We start from the raw sequence: 19,307 nt of genomic DNA, 5'->3' as shown, positions 1-19,307 counted from the left end.
ATGGCAACCCCAGACTTCATCCGGGCCTTGAGGGCCACCGCCGGCCATCAGCTCCTGCTCCTCCCGGGCGTCACCGCCGTCGTCTTCGACGACGCGGGACGGGTGCTGCTGGCGAGACGCGCGGACACCCGCAAGTGGTCGCTCGTCGGGGGGATCCCGGAGCCGGGCGAGCAGCCGGCCGTCACCGCCGTACGGGAGGTGTACGAGGAGACCGCCGTCGAGTGCGTGGTGGAGCGGGTCGTCCTGGTCGAGGCGCAGCCGGAGCCGGTGACGTACCCGAACGGCGACCGGTGCCAGTTCATGGACACGACCTTCCGCTGCCGGGCCGTCGGCGGGGAGGCGCGCGTCAACGACGATGAGTCGCTGGAGGTGGGCTGGTTCCCGGTCGACGCGCTTCCGCCGCTGCGGGAGCCGGAACTGTTCCGCATCAAGCAGGCCCTCACCGACGACCCCACATGGTTCGCCACCACGGCCCCATGAAGCGAAGTATGGAGCCGGAGCACATACGTCGCTGACTCACGGCTTCATAGGGTGCCGAGCATGACCGCACCCCACCCCCTCGCCACCCCCCTCGACCTCGGCGGCCGCACCGCGCTCGTCACCGGCGCCGCGAGCGGCATCGGCCGGGCCTGCGCGCTCCGCCTCGCGGCCGCCGGGGCCAAGGTCAGGGCCGTCGACCGGGACGCCGACGGCCTCGCCGCGCTGGCCGCACTCGCCGAAGCGACGCCCGGCCTGCCCGGCGCGGTCGCCCCGCACCTCCTGGACCTCACCGACCTCGACGCCGCCGAAGAGGCCGCCGCCGCCACCGACATCCTGGTCAACAACGCCGGGCTGCAGCGTGTGAGCCCCCTGGAGGACTTCCCCCCGGACGTCTTCCACACCGTCCTCACCGTGATGCTGGAAGCGCCCTTCCGCCTGATCAGGGGCGCGCTGCCGCACATGTACGGGCAGGAGTGGGGCCGTATCGTCAACATCTCCTCCGTCCACGGGCTGCGCGCCTCCGCCTACAAGTCGGCTTATGTGGCCGCCAAACACGGCCTGGAGGGACTCTCCAAGACCGCCGCCCTCGAAGGCGCCCCGCACGGGGTCACCTCCAACTGCGTCAGCCCCGGCTATGTACGCACCCCGCTCGTCGAGGCGCAGATCGCCGACCAGGCCGCCGCGCACGGCATCCCGCGCGAGCGCGTCCTGTCCGACGTCCTGCTGAAGGACTCGGCGCTCAAGCGGCTCATCGAGCCCGAGGAGGTCGCCGAGGCCGTCGCGTACCTCTGCGCGCCGCAGGCCTCCTTCGTCACCGGCACCTCGCTCGTCCTCGACGGCGGCTGGACCGCGCACTGAGTCCGGTGCGGCGCCCCGGGGTTTTCCACAGGGCTGGTGCGATCACCCGTACGACAGGAATCCTGTGACCATGTCCGACGACCAGCCCGGCCAGCCCGCCCCGCCCGACCGGCCCGCCTTGCCCGACCGGCCCGCCTTGCCCGACCACCTCGCGTACACCGAGCAGCTCCCGTACCTGGACCTCCTCGCCCGTGGCGCGGCCGGGGAGGCCTACGACCGGCCCGTGCTGCTCGCCCGTGCCGAGGGGGCGGGCCCCGAGGCGCTGGCCGCGCTGGAGCGCGCCAAGCGGCTCGCGCTGCGCGTGCGCGCGGAGCTGGAGGGGCGGCGGCGCCGGGAGGCCGAGCTGTCCGCCCTGTTCGAGACCGCGCACGACCTCGCCGGGCTGCGCGACCTCGACGCGGTGCTGCGGGCCATCGTGCAGCGCGCCCGGTCCCTGCTCGGCACGGAGGTCGCCTACCTCAGCCTCAACGACCCGGCCGCCGGGGACACCTACATGAGGGTCACCGAGGGCTCCGTGTCGGCGCGCTTCCAGCAGCTGCGCCTGGGCATGGGGGAGGGCCTGGGCGGGCTCGTCGCCCAGACCGCCCGGCCGTACGTGACGGAGAGCTACTTCGACGACGAGCGGTTCCGCCACACCCGCGCCATCGACTCCGGCGTACGGGACGAAGGGCTCGTCGCCATCCTCGGCGTGCCGCTGATGCTGGGCAGCCAGGTCATCGGCGTGCTGTTCGCCGCCGACCGCCGGGCCCGGGTCTTCGAGCGCGAACAGATCGCCCTGCTCGGCTCGTTCGCCGCCCACGCCGCCGTCGCCATCGACACGGCCAACCTCCTCGCCGAGACCCGCACCGCGCTGGCCGAGCTGGAGCGGGCCAACGAGATCATCCGCGCCCACAGCGGCGTCATCGAACGCGCCTCGGACGTCCACGACCGGCTCACCGAGCTGGTGCTGCGCGGTGGCGGCGTGCAGGACGTGGCGGCCGCGCTCGCCGAAGTGCTGGGCGGAACCGTCGAGTTCACCGAAGGGCCGCTCCCGGCGGCGCACGGCGACGGCCACGCCGTACGGCACGGCGACGACTGGGTGGCGGCCGTCTCGGCGGGCGGCGAGGTGTTCGGGGCGCTCGTCGTGCACGGCCACCCGGACCTCGACCCGGTCGACCGGCGCACCCTGGAGCGGGCCGCGATGGTCACCTCCCTGCTGCTGCTCGCCCGCCGCTCGGCCGGCGAGGCGGAGCAGCGGGTGCGCGGCGAACTCCTCGACGACCTGCTGGACGCGCCCGACCGCGACCGACGCCTGCTCAAGGAGCGCGCCGCCCGCCTGCGTACCGACTTCGACGTCCCGCACGCCGTGCTGGCCGCCCGGATCGACCGGCCCGCGCCCGGCAGCGTGGAACGGGACGGCGCCGACCGGCAGCGCCTGTGGTCGGCCGCCTCCCACCTGGCCGCCACCCGGCACGGACTGGCCTCCGCGCGGGACGGCGGCACGGTCCTGCTACTGCCGCTCGGCCCCGACGGCACCGCGGCCGACCTCGCCCGCCAGGTGGCCAGGCACCTCGGCGGAGCCCTGCGCGAACCGGTCACCGTCGGCGCCTCGTCACCCGTCGACGAGCCCGCCGCCCGGCCGGGCGCGATATCCGCCGCGTACACCGAGGCCCGCCGCTGCCTGGAGGCCCTGCGACTGCTCGGCCGCTCCGGGGAGGGCGCCGCGGCGCAGGACCTCGGCTTCCTGGGGCTGCTGCTCGCCGACACACGCGACATCGCCGGGTTCGTCACCCGCACGATCGGCCAGGTCATCGCGTACGACCGGCGCCGGGGCACGGACCTGGTCCGCACCCTCGACGCGTACTTCGCCAGCGGGATGAGCCCGGCCCGCACGAAGGACGCACTCCACGTCCACGTCAACACGGTGGCGCAGCGCCTCGAACGGATCGCCTGCCTCCTCGGCCCCGACTGGCAGTCCCCGGCCCGCGCCCTGGAGGTCCAGCTGGCGCTGCGGCTCCACTCCATGTCGGCCGCCGTCACCCACTGAAACGGCCGACCGCGGGTGCGGCCGGCCGTCGGTCCCGTCCGTGCCTCAGCGGTCCGCGGTGACGCGTCCCGGGGCGTCCTCGGCCACCATCGGATCGGCCAGGTCCCGGCTGCGGGTCTCCCGGGCGCACCCGATGGCGACCACGGTGAGCAGCGCCGCGGCGATGACGTACAGCGCGATCGGCGTGGAACTGCCGTAGTCGGCGAGCAGCGCCGTCGCGATGAGCGGCGCGGGCGCACCCGCCGCCACCGAGGAGAACTGCGCACCGATGGAGGCGCCCGAGTACCGCATCCGCGTCGCGAACATCTCCGAGAAGAACGCCGCCTGCGGCGCGTACATCGCCCCGTGCAGGACCAGCCCGACGGTCACGGCGAGCAGCAGGCTGCCGGAGCTGCCGCTGTCGATCAGGGCGAAGAACGGGAACATCCACAACCCGACACCCACCGCTCCGATCAGGTACACCGGCCGCCGCCCGATGCGGTCCGACAGCGCACCCCAGGCGGGGATGACCGCGAAGTGCACGACGGAGGCGATGAGTACGGAGTTGAGGGCGGTCTGCTTGCTGAGCCCGGCCGACGTCGTCGCGTACACCAGGATGAAGGCGGTGATCACGTAGTAGCTGATGTTCTCCGCCATCCGGGCGCCCATCGCCACCAGCACATCGCGCCAGTGGTGCCGCAGCACGGCCACGAGCGGCATCTTCTCCAGCTGCCCGGACTCCGCCCTGCGGGCCTCGGCCTGGGCCAACGCGGCCTTGAACACGGGGGATTCGTCGACGGAGAGCCGGATCCACAGGCCGACGATCACCAGCACACCGGACAGCAGGAACGGGATGCGCCAGCCCCACGAGGTGAAGGCGGCGTCCGACAGCAGCGCGGTGAGCGCGGACAGCACCCCGGTCGCCAGCAACTGCCCGGCCGGCGCCCCGGTCTGCGGCCACGACGCCCAGAACCCGCGCCGCCGGGCGTCCCCGTGCTCCGACACCAGCAGCACGGCCCCGCCCCACTCACCCCCGAGCGCGAACCCCTGCACGAGCCGCAACACGGTGAGCAGCACCGGAGCAGCCGACCCGATGGCGGCGTGCGTCGGCAGCAGGCCGATGGCGAAGGTGGCACCGCCCATCAGCAGCAGACTGAGCACGAGCAGCTTCTTCCGCCCGAGCCGGTCCCCGTAATGCCCGAACACGAGCGCCCCGAGCGGCCGCGCGGCGAACCCGACGGCGTACGTCAGGAACGACAGGAGGGTGCCGACGAGCGGATCGGACTCGGGGAAGAAGAGCTTGTTGAACACGAGCGCGGCGGCGGAGCCGTAGAGGAAGAAGTCGTACCACTCGATGGTGGTGCCGATGAGGCTGGCGGCGACGATGCGCTTGAGGCTGGACGGTGCTGGTGGAGCGGTCGCGGGGGAGGACATCGGCACCACTTCCTGAACGTGTGACGGGACTCTGCGTGTCGCCACACGGTAGGAACCTGCAGGTCAGAGGCGTATGTGGTGGGACACCATAGTTCTGGGGCCGAGTGTGCGCTGGGCCACCATGCGATCAGGGCGTCCAGGGTGCCGCCGGTGCAGTCGGCGATCCGCTCGGCGGCTGCCCGCCGGCGGCCGGGTCGGTGACGTCCAGGAGGACGCCGACGGCTCGGCCGCCGCGGGCGACCACACTGTCCACGAGCGAGTCGGCGGCCGCGGGCCTGCGGTGGCCGGCCAGGACGAACCACCCCCGGGCGGCGAGCAGTTCGGCGGTTGCCCGGCGCAGGCCGCGGTTGGCTCCGGTGATCACCACCCCCCGGCAGGAGACCCTGATGCCCGAGACGACGCCCGACACCACCCCCAGCGCGGACGTCACCCGCCGCAGTCTGGATCCGGCTGATGCCGACGCGTGCGAGCGGCTGGCCCGCGCCCTGTGCACCGGCGGCCTGCTCCGTCTCACATTCGAACGCACGGACCCCCGATGACTGCGGTCGGCCCTCGTAGGTCGCGCGATCAGGGCTGGTTCGCGGTGCGCGCGGCCGAGGCCTGCCGGAGGTCCGCGCCGGAGCCGACGTGCCGTTGGGTCTCCTGGGGACCGTGCCAGTCCAGGCACACGGCGGTGGCATCGTCTCCGAGTCGGCCGTCGGAGGCGTCCCGGACCGCGGACGTCAGGACCAGCGTGGTCTCCCGCGGGTGCAGGTGCCGGGTGCGTTGCAGCAGGGCGGGCAGGTCGACCTTCTCGCCGTGGCGTTCGAGCATGCCGTCGGTGAACATGAGCAGACGGTCACCGGGCTGGAGACTGAGGTCCTGCACGCGATAGGGGTGGGGGGTCAGCTCGGACAGGCCGAAGGGGTGATCCACCTCGCAGGTGATCGCCTCCACGACCCCCTCCCGCATGCGCAGTGGCCAGGGATGACCTGCGTTGACGAGCTGGGCTCGCCCGGTGGGGAGACTGATGCGCAGCAGTTGCCCGGTGGCATGACCGTGGCCGTGAGCGATGAGTGCCTGGTCGGCGAGGTGGGCCTGTTCGGCGAGGTCGGCGCCCGCCCGGCGGGCGCCGCGCAGGGCGCCCACGAGGACCGTGGCGGCCAGGGCGGACTCGATGTCGTGGCCCATGGGGTCGGTCACCGACACGTGCAAGGTGTCGCGGTCCAGTATGTAGTCGAAGGTGTCACCGCTGAGGTCTTCGGACGGCTCCAGGTTCCCGCACAGTGTGAACTGTGCGGCCTCGCACGACAGCGACGGGGGGAGCAGCTGGTACTGGATCTCAGCTGCCAGGGTGGGGGGCCTGGAGCGTTTGCCCCAGGTGTAGAGGTCGGTGAAGCGACCGTTGGCGATCACGATGTAGGCCAGGACGTGTGCGGCCTCTGCGACCGCGTCCAGGGTGGGCTTGCCGGTATCGGCCGACAGGAGCAGTTCCAGTAGCCCGATCGCATCCCCACGGTTGGTGACCGGCACGATGACCCTCCGCCCCCGGTCGGTCGCCTCCTGATACAGCCGCTGGGTACGGATCACATCCTCGTAGACGCTGCCGAACAGGGAGATCCGCTCGGTCTCCCGCCCACTCCCCGCGGCGGAGGTGGACAGCCGCGCCACCGACTTCCCCGTCAGGTCCACGATGAGGAAGGAGACCTCCGTGGCGTGGAAGCGACGCCGCAGGTCCTCCGCGACCACCTCGACGGCGTCCGCCGGCGCCGCCGCCTCCGCCGCCGTCAGCAATCGGGGAAGTTCGCTCTGTCCACCACTCACGCCCGCGGTCCCTTTCCACCAGCCCCTCTACCAGCTTGGCACGTTCCGGCGGTCGCCCGCAGACGCGGCGGATCCGCGCTCTGATCACGGAGAGCCCCACTTCCGCTGGTGACCAGGGCCCTGCGTAAGAGAGTCGTTAGAGAGCCGTCAGTCCCCGTATGAACTCCGTCAAGAACGGTCGGGAGGGGCTCAATATCGCGCTTTGCTCAGGAGGTCCGTTCTTCCTCATCCAACCAAACCTCTTCAGGAGCTCACGATGGCCGACGTGGCCTTCGTCGTCACCACGGTCGCGGTGTTCGCGCTGGTGGCCTTCATCGCCAAGGGGGTGGCCAAGCTGTGACGGCCGAGAACATCGTCGGCCTGATCGTGGCCGCCGCACTGCTGGGCTATCTGGTCCTCGCCCTCATCGATCCGGAGAGGTTCTGAGCACCACATGAGCCCCTTCCTCGCCGGCGTGCTCCAGCTCCTCGCGCTGATCGCCGCGCTGGCGCTGGCGTACCGTCCGCTCGGCGACCACATGGCCGGGGTCTACACCTCCGACAGGCATCTGCACGCGGAGAAGTGGATCTACCGGGCCATCGGCGCCGACCCCTCCGCCGAGATGCGGTGGCCCGCCTACCTGCGCGGTGTCCTGGCCTTCTCGGCGGTGGGTGTGCTCTTTCTTTACGGCTTCCAACGGCTCCAGGGCGGCCTGCCCGGCTCCCTCGGCTTCGCCTCCATCGACCCGGACCAGGCGTTCAACACGGCCGCGTCGTTCGTGTCGAACACCAACTGGCAGTCGTACTACGGCGAACAGGCCATGGGCCACGTCGTGCAGACCGGCGGCCTGGCGGTGCAGAACTTCGTCTCCGCCGCCGTCGGCATGGCGGTGGCCGTGGCGCTGGTCCGCGGCTTCGCCGGCGCCCGCACCGGTGAGCTGGGCAACTTCTGGGCCGACCTGGTCCGCGGGGTGGTCCGGATCCTGCTGCCACTCGCCGTCGTCGGCGCCCTCGTACTGGTGGCCTGCGGCGCCATCCAGAACTTCTCCGGCATCCATGACGTCGGTCAGTTCCTTGGCGGCCCCCAGCAGTGGAACGGCGGCGCGGTGGCCTCCCAGGAGGTCATCAAGGAGCTGGGCACCAACGGCGGCGGCTACTTCAACGCCAACTCCGCCCACCCCTTCGAGAACCCCACCGCCTTCACCAACCTCTTCGAGATCTTCCTGATCCTCCTCATCCCGTTCTCGCTGACGCGGACCTTCGGCCGGATGGTCGGCTCCGTGCGCCAGGGGTACGCGATCCTCGGCGCGATGGCCACCATCTGGGTCGCCTTCGTGCTGCTGATGTGGGCGACCGAGTACGCCGGCCACGGCCCGGCCTTCGAGGCCGCGGGCGGGGCGATGGAGGGGAAGGAGGTCCGCTTCGGGATCGGCGCCTCGTCGATCTTCGCGGTCTCCACCACCCTGACCTCGACCGGCGCGGTGGACTCCTTCCACTCCTCTTTCACCGGCCTCGGCGGCGGTGTCACGATGCTCGGCATGATGCTGGGCGAGATCGCGCCCGGCGGCGTCGGCTCCGGCCTGTACGGCATGCTGATCATGGCGGTCATCGCGGTGTTCATCGCGGGCCTGATGGTCGGCCGGACCCCCGAGTACCTCGGCAAGAAGATCTCCACCCGCGAGATCCGGCTCGCCGCCTGCTTCCTCCTGGTCACGCCGGCGCTGGTCCTCGGATTCACCGCCGCGGCCATGGCCCTCCCCGGGCCCGCCGAGTCGATGACGAACAGCGGCGCCCACGGCTTCTCCGAGGTCCTGTACGCCTACACCTCCGGCGCGAACAACAACGGCTCCGCCTTCGCGGGCCTGAACGCCGACACGCCCTGGTTCAACACCACCATCGGCCTGGCGATGCTGCTCGGCCGGTTCGTCCCGATGGTGTTCGTCCTGGCACTCGCCGGCTCGCTGGCCGGGCAGACGCCCGTACCGAAGACGGCGGGCACCCTGCGCACGGAGAAGCCGCTGTTCACCGGAGTCCTGGTCGGCACGATCACCGTCATCACCGGGCTGACCTACTTCCCGGCGCTCGCGCTGGGCCCGCTCGCCGAAGGACTGGCGTCATGACCATCGATGTGAAGAACCCGAACGACACCGTGCCGGCCCTCACCGCGACGCCGGAGCCGCACCACGACGTGCCCAGGGGGCACACGCCGCGCGGCGGACGCGGGGGAGGGGGCCTGTTCGACGCCGGACGGTTGTCGGCGTCCCTCCCCGTCGCCCTGCGCAAGCTCGACCCGCGCGTGATGGTCAAGTCCCCGGTGATGTTCGTGGTACTGGTCGGCTCCGTGCTGACCACCGCCCTGGCCATCGCCGACCCGGCCGACTGGTTCGGCTGGGCGATCACCGCCTGGCTGTGGCTGACCACCGTCTTCGCCAACCTGGCGGAGGCGGTGGCCGAGGGCCGGGGCAAGGCGCAGGCGGACACCCTGCGCAAGGCCAAGACGGACACGGTCGCCCGCCGACTGGTGGACGGGGCCGAGGAGCGGGTGCCGGGCACCGATCTGCGCGTCGGGGACCTGGTGGTCTGCGAGACGGGCGACGTCATCCCCGGAGACGGTGACGTCGTCGAGGGAGTGGCGTCGGTGGACGAGTCGGCCGTCACGGGCGAGTCGGCACCGGTCATCCGCGAGTCCGGTGGTGACCGGTCGGCCGTCACGGGCGGTACGAAGGTGCTATCCGACCGGATCGTCGTCAGGATCACGACGAAGCCGGGAGAGACCTTCATCGACCGGATGATCAACCTGGTCGAGGGCGCGGCCCGGCAGAAGACCCCCAACGAGATCGCACTCGACATCCTGCTGGCCTCGCTCACGATCGTCTTCCTGCTCGCGGTCGTCACGCTGCAGCCCTTCGCGACCTACGCGGGCGCCGAACAGACCATGATCGTGCTGATCGCCCTGCTGGTCTGCCTCATCCCCACCACGATCGGCGCCCTGCTCTCCGCGATCGGCATCGCCGGCATGGACCGGCTCGTCCAGCGCAACGTACTCGCCTTGTCGGGCCGTGCCGTCGAGGCGGCGGGCGATGTGTCGACCCTCCTGCTCGACAAGACCGGAACCATCACCCTCGGAAACCGCCGGGCCGCCGAGTTCGTCCCCGTCGAGGGCACCACGGCGGCCGAACTCGCGGACGCGGCCCAGCTGTCGTCCCTCGCCGACGAGACGCCGGAAGGACGCTCGGTCGTCGTCCTCGCCACGGAGCGGTACGGCCTGCGCGAACGCCACCCGGGAGAGCTGGAGCACCCCCACTGGGTCCCCTTCACCGCCCAGACCCGCATGTCGGGTGTGGACGTCGACGGGCGCGCGGTACGCAAGGGAGCGGCCGGTTCGGTCGTGGCCTGGGTGGAGGAGCGGGGCGGTCGTGTCGCCGAGGACGCGCAGGCACTCACCGACCGGATCGCGCAAGCCGGTGGTACGCCGCTGCTGGTGGCCGTGGAGGACGGCGAGGGCCCGCGCGTCCTCGGTGTCATCCACCTGAAGGACGTCGTCAAGGACGGCATGCGGGAGCGGTTCGAGGAGCTGCGCCGCATGGGCATCAAGACCGTCATGATCACGGGCGACAACCCGCTCACCGCCAAGGCGATCGCGGACGAGGCCGGTGTCGACGACTTCCTCGCCGAGGCCACGCCCGAGGACAAGATGGCCCTCATCAGGCGCGAGCAGGCGGGCGGCAAGCTCGTCGCCATGACCGGCGACGGTACGAACGACGCCCCCGCCCTCGCCCAGGCCGACGTGGGCGTGGCCATGAACACCGGCACCTCGGCCGCCAAGGAGGCCGCCAACATGGTGGACCTCGACTCCGATCCCACCAAACTCATCGAGATCGTGGAGATCGGCAAGCAACTCCTCATCACCCGAGGCGCCTTGACCACCTTCTCCCTCGCCAACGACGTGGCGAAGTACTTCGCGATCATCCCCGCGATGTTCGCGGTCGCCTACCCGGGCCTCGACACGCTCAACATCATGGGCCTCACCTCGCCGCGGTCCGCGATCCTCTCCGCGGTCGTCTTCAACGCGCTGATCATCGTCGCGCTCGTGCCGCTCGCCCTGAGAGGCGTCCCGTACCGGCCGATGAGCGCCGACGCGATGTTGCGCCGCAACCTCGCGGTCTACGGGCTCGGCGGCCTGATCGCCCCCTTCATCGGCATCAAACTCATCGACCTGCTCCTCTCCCTCATCCCCGGGATCGGGTGACGACCACCATGAACAACACCGCCGCGAACACCGCACGGCTGGTCGGAGCGGGACTGCGGGCCCTGCTCGTCCTGACGCTCGTGACGGGCGTGCTCTACCCCCTCGCCGTCACCGGCATCGCTCAGGCGGCCTTCCCGCACCAGGCCAACGGCTCCGAGATCACCGACCGGGACGGCGACGTCGTCGGCTCCGCGCTCATCGGACAGCGCTACGACCTGCCGCCGAAAGCCGGGCAGGAGACCCCGGCCCCCGACCTCAGGTGGTTCCAGCCGCGCCCGTCCAACGGCCTGGGCACCAACACCGTCAACACCCGGTACGAGCTGCTCCTCTCCGGCGCGACCAACCGCTCCGGCGACAACGCCGACCTGGTCGCGTGGGTGGAGGACGCCAAGGCCGCCGTCGTACGGGACAACTCCACGGCGACGTACCGGGTCCGGCCCTCGGACGTGCCCGCCGACGCCGTCACCTCCTCCGGCTCCGGCCTGGACCCCCATATCTCGCCGGAGTACGCGAGGCTCCAGGTCCACCGGGTCGCGGAGCGGAACGGACTCGACGTCGCCGACGTGGAACGGCTGGTGGCCCAGCACACCGAGGGACGGCTCCTGGGCTTCCTCGGCGAGCCCGGGGTTAACGTGTTGCAGTTGAACATCGCTCTGCGAGAACTCATCCAGAAGTGACCGAGCCGGGGGCGGGGGCGTAACCCGCCCGCCCGCCCCCCGCGTTCGGTTCCCTCCATTTTCCGTACATCGAGAAAGGCGGCACGCCGATGACCCGGGTGCTGGTGGTCGAGGACGAGCCACAGCTCGTACGGGCTCTCGTCATCAACCTCAAGGCGCGGGCGTACGAGGTCGACGCCGCGGCCGACGGGGCGTCGGCGCTGAAGCTCGCGGCCGAGCGGCCCCCGGACGTCGTCCTGCTGGACCTCGGACTGCCGGACATGGACGGCATCGAGGTGATCAGAGGACTCCGCGGCTGGTCCAGGGTGCCCGTGCTGGTCGTGTCCGCGCGGAGCACCTCCGACGAGAAGGTGGACGCCCTCGACGCCGGTGCCGACGACTACATCACCAAGCCCTTCAGCATGGACGAACTGCTCGCCAGGCTCCGCGCGGCCGTCCGCCGGGCCGACACCGCCGCGGCCGCCACCGAGGAGGCGGCGATCGTCACCGCCGGGGACGTCACCGTCGACCTGCTCGCCAAGAGGGTGCGGCGCGGCGACCGCGACGTGCGCCTCACCCCGACCGAGTGGCACCTCCTGGAAGTGCTGATCCGCAACCAGGACCGGCTGACCACCCAGAAGATGCTGCTCCAGGAAGTGTGGGGCCCCACCTACGGCACGCAGACGAATTACCTGCGCGTCTACATGGCGCAGCTCAGGCGCAAGCTCGAAGCGGACCCGTCGCACCCCCGGCACCTCATCACCGTGCCGGGCATGGGCTACCGCTTCGAAAAGTGACGGAACGGATCGGACCACTCGGAACCATGGGACGCGGCAAGCTCCGGATCTACCTCGGCGCGGCACCGGGAGTCGGCAAGACGTACGCGATGCTCTCCGAGGCCCACCGCCGCGTCGAGCGGGGCACGGACTGCGTGGTCGCCTTCGTGGAGCACCACGGCCGGCCGCGCACCGAGGTGATGCTGCACGGCCTGGAACAGGTCCCGCGCAGGGAGATCGAGTACCGCGGCACCGTCTTCACCGAGATGGACGTGGACGCGGTGCTGGAGCGCCGCCCCACCGTCGCCGTCGTCGACGAACTCGCCCACACCAACGTGCCCGGATCGCGCAACCCCAAGCGCTGGCAGGACGTCGAAGAGCTGCTGGAGGCGGGCATCCACGTCGTCTCCACCGTGAACATCCAGCACCTGGAGTCGCTCGGCGACGTCGTGGAGTCCATCACGGGGGTACGGCAACGGGAGACGGTCCCCGACGAGGTCGTCCGCCGCGCCGACCAGATCGAGCTCATCGACATGTCCCCGGAGGCCCTGCGCCGCCGGATGGCCCACGGCAACATCTACCAGCCGGACAAGGTCGACGCCGCCCTCTCCAACTACTTCCGTCCCGGCAACCTCACCGCGCTGCGCGAGCTGGCGCTGCTGTGGACCGCCGACCGGGTGGACGCGTACCTGACGCAGTACCGCACCGAGCACCGCGTGTCGAAGATCTGGGGCTCGCGCGAACGCATCGTCGTCGGCCTGACCGGAGGCGCGGAGGGCCGCACCCTCATCCGCCGCGCCGCCCGCCTCGCGGAGAAGGGCGCCGGCGGTGAGGTGCTCGCCGTCTACATAGCGCGCGGCGACGGCCTGACGTCGGCGTCGCCGAAGGAGCTGGCCGTCCAGCGCACCCTGGTCGAGGACCTCGGCGGCACCTTCCACCACGTCATAGGCGACGACATACCGCAAGCCCTGCTGGAGTTCGCCCGCGGCGTCAACGCCACCCAGATCGTGCTGGGCGCCAGCCGGCGCAGGCCCTGGCAGTACGTGTTCGGGCCGGGCGTCAGCGCCACGGTCGCCGTCCAGTCGGGGCCCGACCTCGACGTCCACATCGTCACCCACGAAGGGGCGGCGAAGGGCCGCGGCCTGCCCGTGGCGCGCGGCGCCCGGCTCGGCCGCGCCCGCACCATCGGCGGGTGGCTCACCGGAATCGCCGGCCCGTCGCTCCTGACGCTGCTCATGACCCTCACCGGCGCCGAACTGGGCCTGGCCAACAACGTACTGCTGTACCTGTCGTTGACCGTGACCGCGGCGATGATCGGCGGCCTGCTGCCGGCGCTGGCCTCGGCCGCCGTCGGATCGCTGCTGCTGAACTGGTTCTTCACCCCGCCGCTGAACCGCATCACGGTCGCCGACCCGAAGAACATCGTCGCCCTGGTGATCTTCTTCGGCGTGGCGCTCGCGGTCGCCTCGGTCGTCGACGTCGCCGCCCGGCGCGCCCACCAGGCGGCCCGGCTGCGCGCCGAGGCGGAGATCCTGTCCTTCCTCGCCGGCAGCGTGCTGCGCCTGGGGGTGCCCCCGGCCGAGCCGGGGGGAGAGACCGCGCTGGACGCCCTGCTGGAACGGGTCCGCGAGACGTTCGGCATGGAGTCGGTGGCCCTTCTGGAGCGGCCGAGCGGCGTCGAGCCGTGGACCTGCGTGGGCAGCGTCGGCCCCCGTCCGGTCGCCCGCCCGGAGGACGCGGACGTCGACATGCCGGTCGGCGACCACATGGCGCTCGCACTCACCGGCCGGGTCCTGCCCGCCGAGGACCGGCGGGTGCTCGGCGCCTTCGCCGCCCAGGCCGCCGTCGCCCTGGACCGCCAGCGCCTCCAGCACCAGGCCGACCAGGCCCGCGAGCTGGCCGAGGGCAACCGGATCCGCACCGCGCTGCTCGCCGCCGTCAGCCACGACCTGCGCACCCCGCTCGCCGCCATCAAGGCGTCCGTCACCTCCCTGCGCTCCGACGACGTCGAGTGGTCGGACGAGGACCGGGCCGAGCTGCTCGCCGGCATCGAGGTGGGCGCCGACCGCCTCCACCACCTGGTCGGCAACCTCCTGGACATGTCCCGCCTCCAGACGGGCACCCTCGCCCCGCTCATCCGGCCCGTCGACCTGGACGAGGTCGTCCCGATGGCACTCGGCGGCGTACCCGAGGACAGCGTCGTCCTGGACATCCCCGAGAACCTGCCCATGGTGGCCGTCGACGCGGGCCTGCTCGAGCGCACCGTCGCCAACGTCGTCGAGAACGCCGTCAAGTACAGCCCGGACGGCGAACCGGTCCTGGTGGCGGCCAGCGCGATCGCCCACCGGGTCGAGATCCGGGTGGTGGACCGCGGCCCCGGCGTCCCGGACGAGGCCAAGGACCGCATCTTCGCCCCGTTCCAGCGGTACGGCGACGCCCCGCGCGGCGCCGGGGTCGGCCTCGGCCTCGCCGTCGCCCGCGGCTTCGCCGAGGCCATGGGCGGCAGCCTGACCGCCGAGGACACCCCCGGCGGCGGCTTCACGATGGTCCTCGCCCTCCCGACGGCCTCCGGGCGTCCCCCGGTCCGGACGGACGCGTCGGCAAGCGGGCCCGCCGCCGTTGTCAGTGCCGGATGACACCATCCGGCCATGAGCAGCGCATCTTTCAACTGGCACGAGTTCCTGGGACGGTGGCAGGAGGAGTGGGTTCCGCCCGAGGACGCCGATGAGGACGACGGCGAGGGCGAGGACGGGGGCGGCGAGCAGACCCCCGTCCGCCTGGGCAGGCCCGGGGCGGACGAGGCGGCGATCGCCGCGGCCGAGGAGCGGCTGGGACGGCGGCTGCCGCCCTCGTACCGGGAGTTCCTGGCCGTGAGCGACGGGTGGCAGGTCGACCAGACGGCCGCGATCTACCAGCTCGGCGGCACCGCGGACATCGACTGGTTCCGGGATCCGTACGGCATGACCCCGCTGTACGAGCAGAACCTGGGCGACAACCCGCGCGAGGAGGAGGTGCTGCTGGCCGGGATGTGGCGACGGGCGCTGCGGCTGGAGACGGACTCCGACATGTCGTACGCCCTGCTCGACCCGGAGGACACGGACCAGGACGGCGAGTGGGCGCTCTACGTCTACAAAGGCTGGAGCGGTGAACTGCCGGACCGGTACCCGTCGTTCCGCGCGTACATGGAAGCCATGTACCGCCGCTTCCACTCCGACCGGGCGGGGCTGCCCGACTTCGTGAACGCGACCACGCGCGCCCAGGACGCCCATGTGGAGCAGGCCCGCCTGCTCGCCCTGCGCGGACGGTACGAGGAGGCCATGCCCCTGCTGGAGGAGGCGCTGTCCTTCGGAAGGCCGCGAAGCGCCGTCCTGCTGGACCAGCTCCGGCACCTGTCGGCTCCGAGCAGTTCCCGGAGTTACGGCAGCATGGTGGCCGACCCGCGCTACCTGCCCGAGATCCTGCCCGTCGAGGCCATGGCACCGGCGCGCGGCGACGGATGGCGGCCGGACGCAGACGAGTACTGGCTCCGGATGATGACCGCTCGAGGGGCCGCTCCGAAGACCGCCGAGGCCGTGCTGAGCGCGGTGCGGGACGGCACCCATCGCTACGCCCCTCCCGGGCCGTGGGGCCGGGCCGTCGCCGAAGCCCGGGAGTCGGCCCGCTGGGGGGCGTCCGACGCCGCGTGGCGGGTGCTGCGGGACGCGCTCCCGCTGTGGGAGCCGCCGGGGCCCTTGCTGATCGCCCCGCTCGGCGTGCTCGCCGATCCCGTCCTCGGGCCGCTGATCACTCCGGAGCGCGGGCGGGAGATCCTCGCGACACCGCGGGCCGGAGAGACGGGACCCGCTCCCGAACCAGCGCCCGCACACGACCCGCCGGGCCTCACCTGGCTGAGGGAGCCGGCCGCGAACCGGCAACCGACCGACGGCTACCGCTGTGTCTGGGTCGAGGGGATCGACCCCGCCCGCCTGCCGGCCCTGATCGGCGAGGAAGGCGCGGAACTGAGCGCGCCCGTGGATCCGAAGAGGGCTTCCGTGCGGGCGCCCCGGCCCCACGAGCGGGAGGGCGTGGAGCTCTGGGAGGACCGGGCCGTCGTCGCCGTCGGCCGCACGGGTGGCACGGGCGGCACGGGTGAAGGGTGGGCCTTCGCCTTCGACGGCTACTCCCACCACTACCTGAGCGACCTGTTCCTGTCGCCCGCGGCGGCGGCCTCCTCGTCGGGCCGTGCGGTGGTGGTGTGGTCCGACCCGAGGCGCTCGTCCCCGGGTGACCACCCGGCCGCGTTCCATCTGTCGGTGGCCGAACACGGCGAGGAGCTCTACGCCTTCACCGTGCGGGGCACGGAGATCCAGCGCTCCGGCGCGATACCCGAGGCCCTGGACCCCGCACGGCTGTTCCGGCCGGAGGACACCGAGCGGGACAACGAACTGCGGGTGCTGGAGGCCCTGCACACCGAACTGGGTCTCTCGCTGCCCCGCTTCGCGCTGACCCAGGGCAGGATCCACACCTTCACCACCCGGTCCTGGACCCGGGCGCCACGCGCGGGCGAGGGCTTCGCCTACATCAGCTTCGGGCGGCACCGGTCCTGAACGCGGGTGGGCCCGCGCCCTCGTCGCCCTCGTGGAAGGCGGGCCGCTGGTGACGACCTCCTGGGCAGTGCTAGATTCCCGGCCCGACATGATCAAACGTGCGATACCGCTCTCCAAGACGCCGCTCTCCAAGACACCGCTCTCCAGGACGGCCCGTTCCCTGCTCGTCGCCGCCTGCGCCGCCCTCGCCTGCGTCCTCGTCCTCGCCGTCACCGGCTTCTTCGGCCCCACCGCGTACGACACCGGTGAGCGCCGCATCACCGTGGCGGTCGGCGACGAGTTCACCCTCGAGGTCCCGGCCCGGCCCTACATCGGCGAGCACTGGTACCTGGCCGACCCGAAGCCGGACGCCGGCGTCCTCGACTACCAGGGCACCCACGAGGACATCGAGGGCACCGAGAAGGGCATCGCCGGCGGCGGGGACGGCACGGCGTACTTCGACTTCACCGCCCGTGGCAAGGGCACGACGACGGTGACGCTGCTGCACTGCCCGATGGCGCGGTGCGGCAGCGCCGCCCGGACGACGGCCACCGCCTCACCCGTCCCCACGGCGGGCGCGACGGAACAGCCGGGCGACGAGCCGGCGTTCTTCCGCTACGAGATCACCGTCCGCTGAGGGGCCGCCCCTTGGACTTTCCGCCGAGGGAACCCACCGCCCATGGTCGGGACAGCACATTGCCCGCAGGGTCGTCGGCGGATTGGATGGCGCGAATGAGATCCCTGCTCGACGGCTGCACGCCCTGGCCCGAGGAGTTCGTCGACCGCTACTGGTGGGCCGGGCACTGGCGCGGCGACACACTCGACAGTCTGCTGCGCGGCTGGGCCCTGCAGTACGGACCCCGGACCGCGCTCGTACAGGACGGCGACCGGATCACGTACGCGAACCTGCACCGGCGCGTCGACCGGATGGCCGCCGGATTCCGGCTGCGCGGACTCCGCCCCCGGCAACGGGTCGTCGTCCAGCTCCCGAACGTTCCCGAGTTCGTCATCACCGTGTTCGCGCTGATGCGCGTCGGCGCCGTCCCCGTGTTGTGCCCGGTCTCCCACCGCGCGCCCGAGGTGTCCCGCCTCGTGCGCGTCGCCGAGGCCGTCGGCTACGTCGGCCCCTCGACGTACCAGGGCTTCGACCACACGGCGATGGCCGCGGACATCGCGGCCGAAGGGCCGTTCCTGCGGCGCGTGTTCACCCTGGACGCGCCGGGCGGACCGTCCCCGTACGGCGGCCTCGCGACCGACCCGTCGGGCTGCCACTACTTCCCGCTGGGCTCCGTCGAGGCGCCGCCCGGGCCGGCGCTCGCGCAGAGCGCAGGCCAGGTCGCGTTCCTCCTGCTCTCCGGCGGGACTGCCGAGGCGGCCCGACTCGTTCCACGCACCCACAACGACTACGCCTACCAGGCGCGGGCCGCCGCCGCGCTGGTCTCGCTCACCGAGAGCGACGTGTACCTCGCCGCGCTGCCCGCCGCGTACAACTTCGCCTTCGGCTGCCCCGGCATCCTCGGTACCCTCTCCGTCGGCGGCACCGTCGTCCTGGTCGAGCACCCGGAACCCGCCGAGTGCCTCGCGGCCATCGAACGGGAGCGGGTCACCCTCACCTCGGTGGAGCCCGACGCCGTCGAGCGGTGGCTCGACGTGCATGCCACGGTCCGGGCCGATGTGAGCAGCCTGCGCCTCGTCCAGGTCGGCGGCGCTCCCTTGCCCCGGGCGACCGCGGAACGGATAGGCCCCGCATGGGGCTGCCGCCTGCAGCAGGTCTTCGGCATGGCCGAGGGACTGCTCACCCTCACCCGGCCCGCCGATCCGGACGAGACCGTGCTGACCACACAGGGACGCCCGCTCTCGCCCGACGACGAGATCCGCATCGTCGACGTCGACGGCAACGACGTGCCCGACGGCGAGTGCGGCGAGCTCCTCGCCCGCGGCCCGTACACCGTGCGGGGCTACTACCGGGCGCCCGACGACACCGCACGCTCCTTCACCGCCGACGGCTACTTCCGCACCGGCGGCCTGGCGCGGCGCAGCCCGGACGGCAACCTCGTCGTGACCGGTCGCCCGCGCTCCTCTGACGCCTTGCTCGATGAGGAAGCCGCTGGTCCGTGACGTGCGATGTCCCACGTGCCGCCGCGTCAGGAGCTCGTTGCACGCCTCGGTGAACGTGCGTTAGTGTCCTGACGACCAGTTAGACCAGCAGGACCGGGCGGCGCGCCGGAGGGGACCAACGGGGCGGAGACGCCCCGGCGGACCGGGTGCCCCGGGTATTTCATGTGTGAAGCGGGGGAAATCGTGAGCCGTATGCCCGGGCATTCCATCTTCATGGCGGACATCTGTGCTGCCGTGCTGTCTCTGTGAGCTTTGCGGCTGTGACGGCGTGACCGTTCGGCGTTCCTCTCGGCGGTCCCTCCGACTCACCCTTTCCACTCCTCTTCAGGCAGCCTGACGCCTTCGCATTCGGGCTCGCCGTTTTCCACCCCCGCACGCCCGCTCC

16 protein-coding genes are annotated in these 19,307 nt (G+C 72.0%); 13 read left to right on the top strand and 3 right to left on the bottom strand.

Going from position 1 to position 19,307, the window contains the following annotated elements; all coding sequences use genetic code 11:
* The 3 genes from ABZX67_RS16975 to ABZX67_RS16965 all read left to right on the top strand — a co-directional run bounded on the left by ABZX67_RS16975 (position 1) and on the right by ABZX67_RS16965 (position 3,364).
* Entirely contained in the window at positions 1–480 is a 480-nt protein-coding gene (locus ABZX67_RS16975) for an NUDIX domain-containing protein (RefSeq protein WP_355360590.1), read from the top strand.
* 60 nt (positions 481–540) lie between these two features.
* The gene (locus ABZX67_RS16970) at positions 541–1,338 is read left to right on the top strand and encodes a 3-hydroxybutyrate dehydrogenase (protein WP_355360587.1); all 798 of its coding nucleotides are present in this window, start codon (positions 541–543) and stop codon (positions 1,336–1,338) included.
* Positions 1,339–1,408: 70 nt separating this feature from the next.
* Entirely contained in the window at positions 1,409–3,364 is a 1,956-nt protein-coding gene (locus tag ABZX67_RS16965) for a GAF domain-containing protein (RefSeq protein ID WP_355360584.1), read from the top strand.
* A gap of 45 nt (positions 3,365–3,409) precedes the next feature.
* Here ABZX67_RS16965 and ABZX67_RS16960 read toward each other — a convergent pair whose 3' ends face one another.
* The 3 genes from ABZX67_RS16960 to ABZX67_RS16950 all read right to left on the bottom strand — a co-directional run bounded on the left by ABZX67_RS16960 (position 3,410) and on the right by ABZX67_RS16950 (position 6,580).
* Positions 3,410–4,777: an MFS transporter gene (locus ABZX67_RS16960; protein ID WP_355360581.1), complete on the bottom strand. Its 1,368-nt coding sequence runs from the start codon at positions 4,775–4,777 to the stop codon at positions 3,410–3,412.
* 127 nt (positions 4,778–4,904) lie between these two features.
* Positions 4,905–5,207, bottom strand: a complete 303-nt coding sequence (locus ABZX67_RS16955; RefSeq protein ID WP_355360578.1) for an SDR family NAD(P)-dependent oxidoreductase — start codon at positions 5,205–5,207, stop codon at positions 4,905–4,907.
* 137 nt (positions 5,208–5,344) lie between these two features.
* Positions 5,345–6,580 carry a PP2C family protein-serine/threonine phosphatase gene (locus ABZX67_RS16950; RefSeq protein ID WP_355360575.1) on the bottom strand — a complete coding sequence of 412 codons (1,236 nt, stop codon included), beginning with the start codon at positions 6,578–6,580 and terminating at the stop codon, positions 5,345–5,347.
* A gap of 202 nt (positions 6,581–6,782) precedes the next feature.
* On the opposite strand from ABZX67_RS16950, the gene ABZX67_RS16945 reads away from it, so the two are divergent.
* The 10 genes from ABZX67_RS16945 to ABZX67_RS16900 all read left to right on the top strand — a co-directional run bounded on the left by ABZX67_RS16945 (position 6,783) and on the right by ABZX67_RS16900 (position 18,922).
* Entirely contained in the window at positions 6,783–6,920 is a 138-nt protein-coding gene (locus ABZX67_RS16945; protein WP_355360572.1) for a hypothetical protein, read from the top strand.
* Complete coding sequence (gene kdpF / locus ABZX67_RS16940) at positions 6,917–7,006, top strand: K(+)-transporting ATPase subunit F (RefSeq protein WP_355360569.1); 90 nt, start codon at positions 6,917–6,919, stop codon at positions 7,004–7,006. Before ABZX67_RS16945 ends, kdpF begins: the two co-directional genes overlap by 4 nt.
* Positions 7,007–7,013: 7 nt before the next feature.
* Complete coding sequence (kdpA, locus tag ABZX67_RS16935) at positions 7,014–8,678, top strand: potassium-transporting ATPase subunit KdpA (protein ID WP_355360566.1); 1,665 nt, start codon at positions 7,014–7,016, stop codon at positions 8,676–8,678.
* Positions 8,675–10,807: a potassium-transporting ATPase subunit KdpB gene (gene kdpB / locus ABZX67_RS16930; RefSeq protein ID WP_355360563.1), complete on the top strand. Its 2,133-nt coding sequence runs from the start codon at positions 8,675–8,677 to the stop codon at positions 10,805–10,807. The genes kdpA and kdpB overlap by 4 nt, the downstream gene beginning before the upstream one ends.
* Positions 10,808–10,815: 8 nt before the next feature.
* A complete protein-coding gene (locus tag ABZX67_RS16925) occupies positions 10,816–11,484 on the top strand; it encodes a potassium-transporting ATPase subunit C (protein ID WP_355360560.1) in 669 nt (222 codons plus the stop codon).
* Between the two features lie 89 nt (positions 11,485–11,573).
* Positions 11,574–12,260 (top strand): response regulator, encoded by a 687-nt coding sequence (locus ABZX67_RS16920; RefSeq protein WP_355360557.1) that lies wholly within the window; start codon positions 11,574–11,576, stop codon positions 12,258–12,260.
* A gap of 26 nt (positions 12,261–12,286) precedes the next feature.
* The gene (locus ABZX67_RS16915) at positions 12,287–14,875 is read left to right on the top strand and encodes a sensor histidine kinase KdpD (protein ID WP_355360554.1); all 2,589 of its coding nucleotides are present in this window, start codon (positions 12,287–12,289) and stop codon (positions 14,873–14,875) included.
* A 12-nt stretch (positions 14,876–14,887) separates the two neighbouring features.
* Positions 14,888–16,825, top strand: a complete 1,938-nt coding sequence (locus tag ABZX67_RS16910) for an SMI1/KNR4 family protein (RefSeq protein WP_355360551.1) — start codon at positions 14,888–14,890, stop codon at positions 16,823–16,825.
* 88 nt (positions 16,826–16,913) lie between these two features.
* Positions 16,914–17,441, top strand: coding sequence for a protease inhibitor I42 family protein (locus tag ABZX67_RS16905; RefSeq protein WP_355360548.1), 528 nt, complete (start codon positions 16,914–16,916; stop codon positions 17,439–17,441).
* 95 nt (positions 17,442–17,536) lie between these two features.
* Positions 17,537–18,922, top strand: a complete 1,386-nt coding sequence (locus ABZX67_RS16900; RefSeq protein ID WP_355360545.1) for an AMP-binding protein — start codon at positions 17,537–17,539, stop codon at positions 18,920–18,922.
* The last annotated feature ends 385 nt before the right edge of the window (positions 18,923–19,307 follow it).

This window comes from Streptomyces sp. NPDC003036 (assembly GCF_040611175.1).
Classification (GTDB): domain Bacteria; phylum Actinomycetota; class Actinomycetes; order Streptomycetales; family Streptomycetaceae; genus Streptomyces.
Note: the sequence above shows the minus strand (reverse complement) of the source record. Positions and strands in the feature narration are given on the sequence as shown.

Coding starts and splice junctions, on each gene's coding strand:
- ABZX67_RS16975 (WP_355360590.1), top strand. CDS start 1: ATGGCAACCCCAGACTTCATCCGGGCCTTGAGGGCCACCGCCGGCCAT.
- ABZX67_RS16970 (WP_355360587.1), top strand. CDS start 541: ATGACCGCACCCCACCCCCTCGCCACCCCCCTCGACCTCGGCGGCCGC.
- ABZX67_RS16965 (WP_355360584.1), top strand. CDS start 1,409: ATGTCCGACGACCAGCCCGGCCAGCCCGCCCCGCCCGACCGGCCCGCC.
- ABZX67_RS16960 (WP_355360581.1), bottom strand. CDS start 4,777: ATGTCCTCCCCCGCGACCGCTCCACCAGCACCGTCCAGCCTCAAGCGC.
- kdpA (WP_355360566.1), top strand. CDS start 7,014: ATGAGCCCCTTCCTCGCCGGCGTGCTCCAGCTCCTCGCGCTGATCGCC.
- kdpB (WP_355360563.1), top strand. CDS start 8,675: ATGACCATCGATGTGAAGAACCCGAACGACACCGTGCCGGCCCTCACC.
- ABZX67_RS16925 (WP_355360560.1), top strand. CDS start 10,816: ATGAACAACACCGCCGCGAACACCGCACGGCTGGTCGGAGCGGGACTG.
- ABZX67_RS16920 (WP_355360557.1), top strand. CDS start 11,574: ATGACCCGGGTGCTGGTGGTCGAGGACGAGCCACAGCTCGTACGGGCT.
- ABZX67_RS16915 (WP_355360554.1), top strand. CDS start 12,287: ATGGGACGCGGCAAGCTCCGGATCTACCTCGGCGCGGCACCGGGAGTC.
- ABZX67_RS16910 (WP_355360551.1), top strand. CDS start 14,888: ATGAGCAGCGCATCTTTCAACTGGCACGAGTTCCTGGGACGGTGGCAG.
- ABZX67_RS16905 (WP_355360548.1), top strand. CDS start 16,914: ATGATCAAACGTGCGATACCGCTCTCCAAGACGCCGCTCTCCAAGACA.
- ABZX67_RS16900 (WP_355360545.1), top strand. CDS start 17,537: ATGAGATCCCTGCTCGACGGCTGCACGCCCTGGCCCGAGGAGTTCGTC.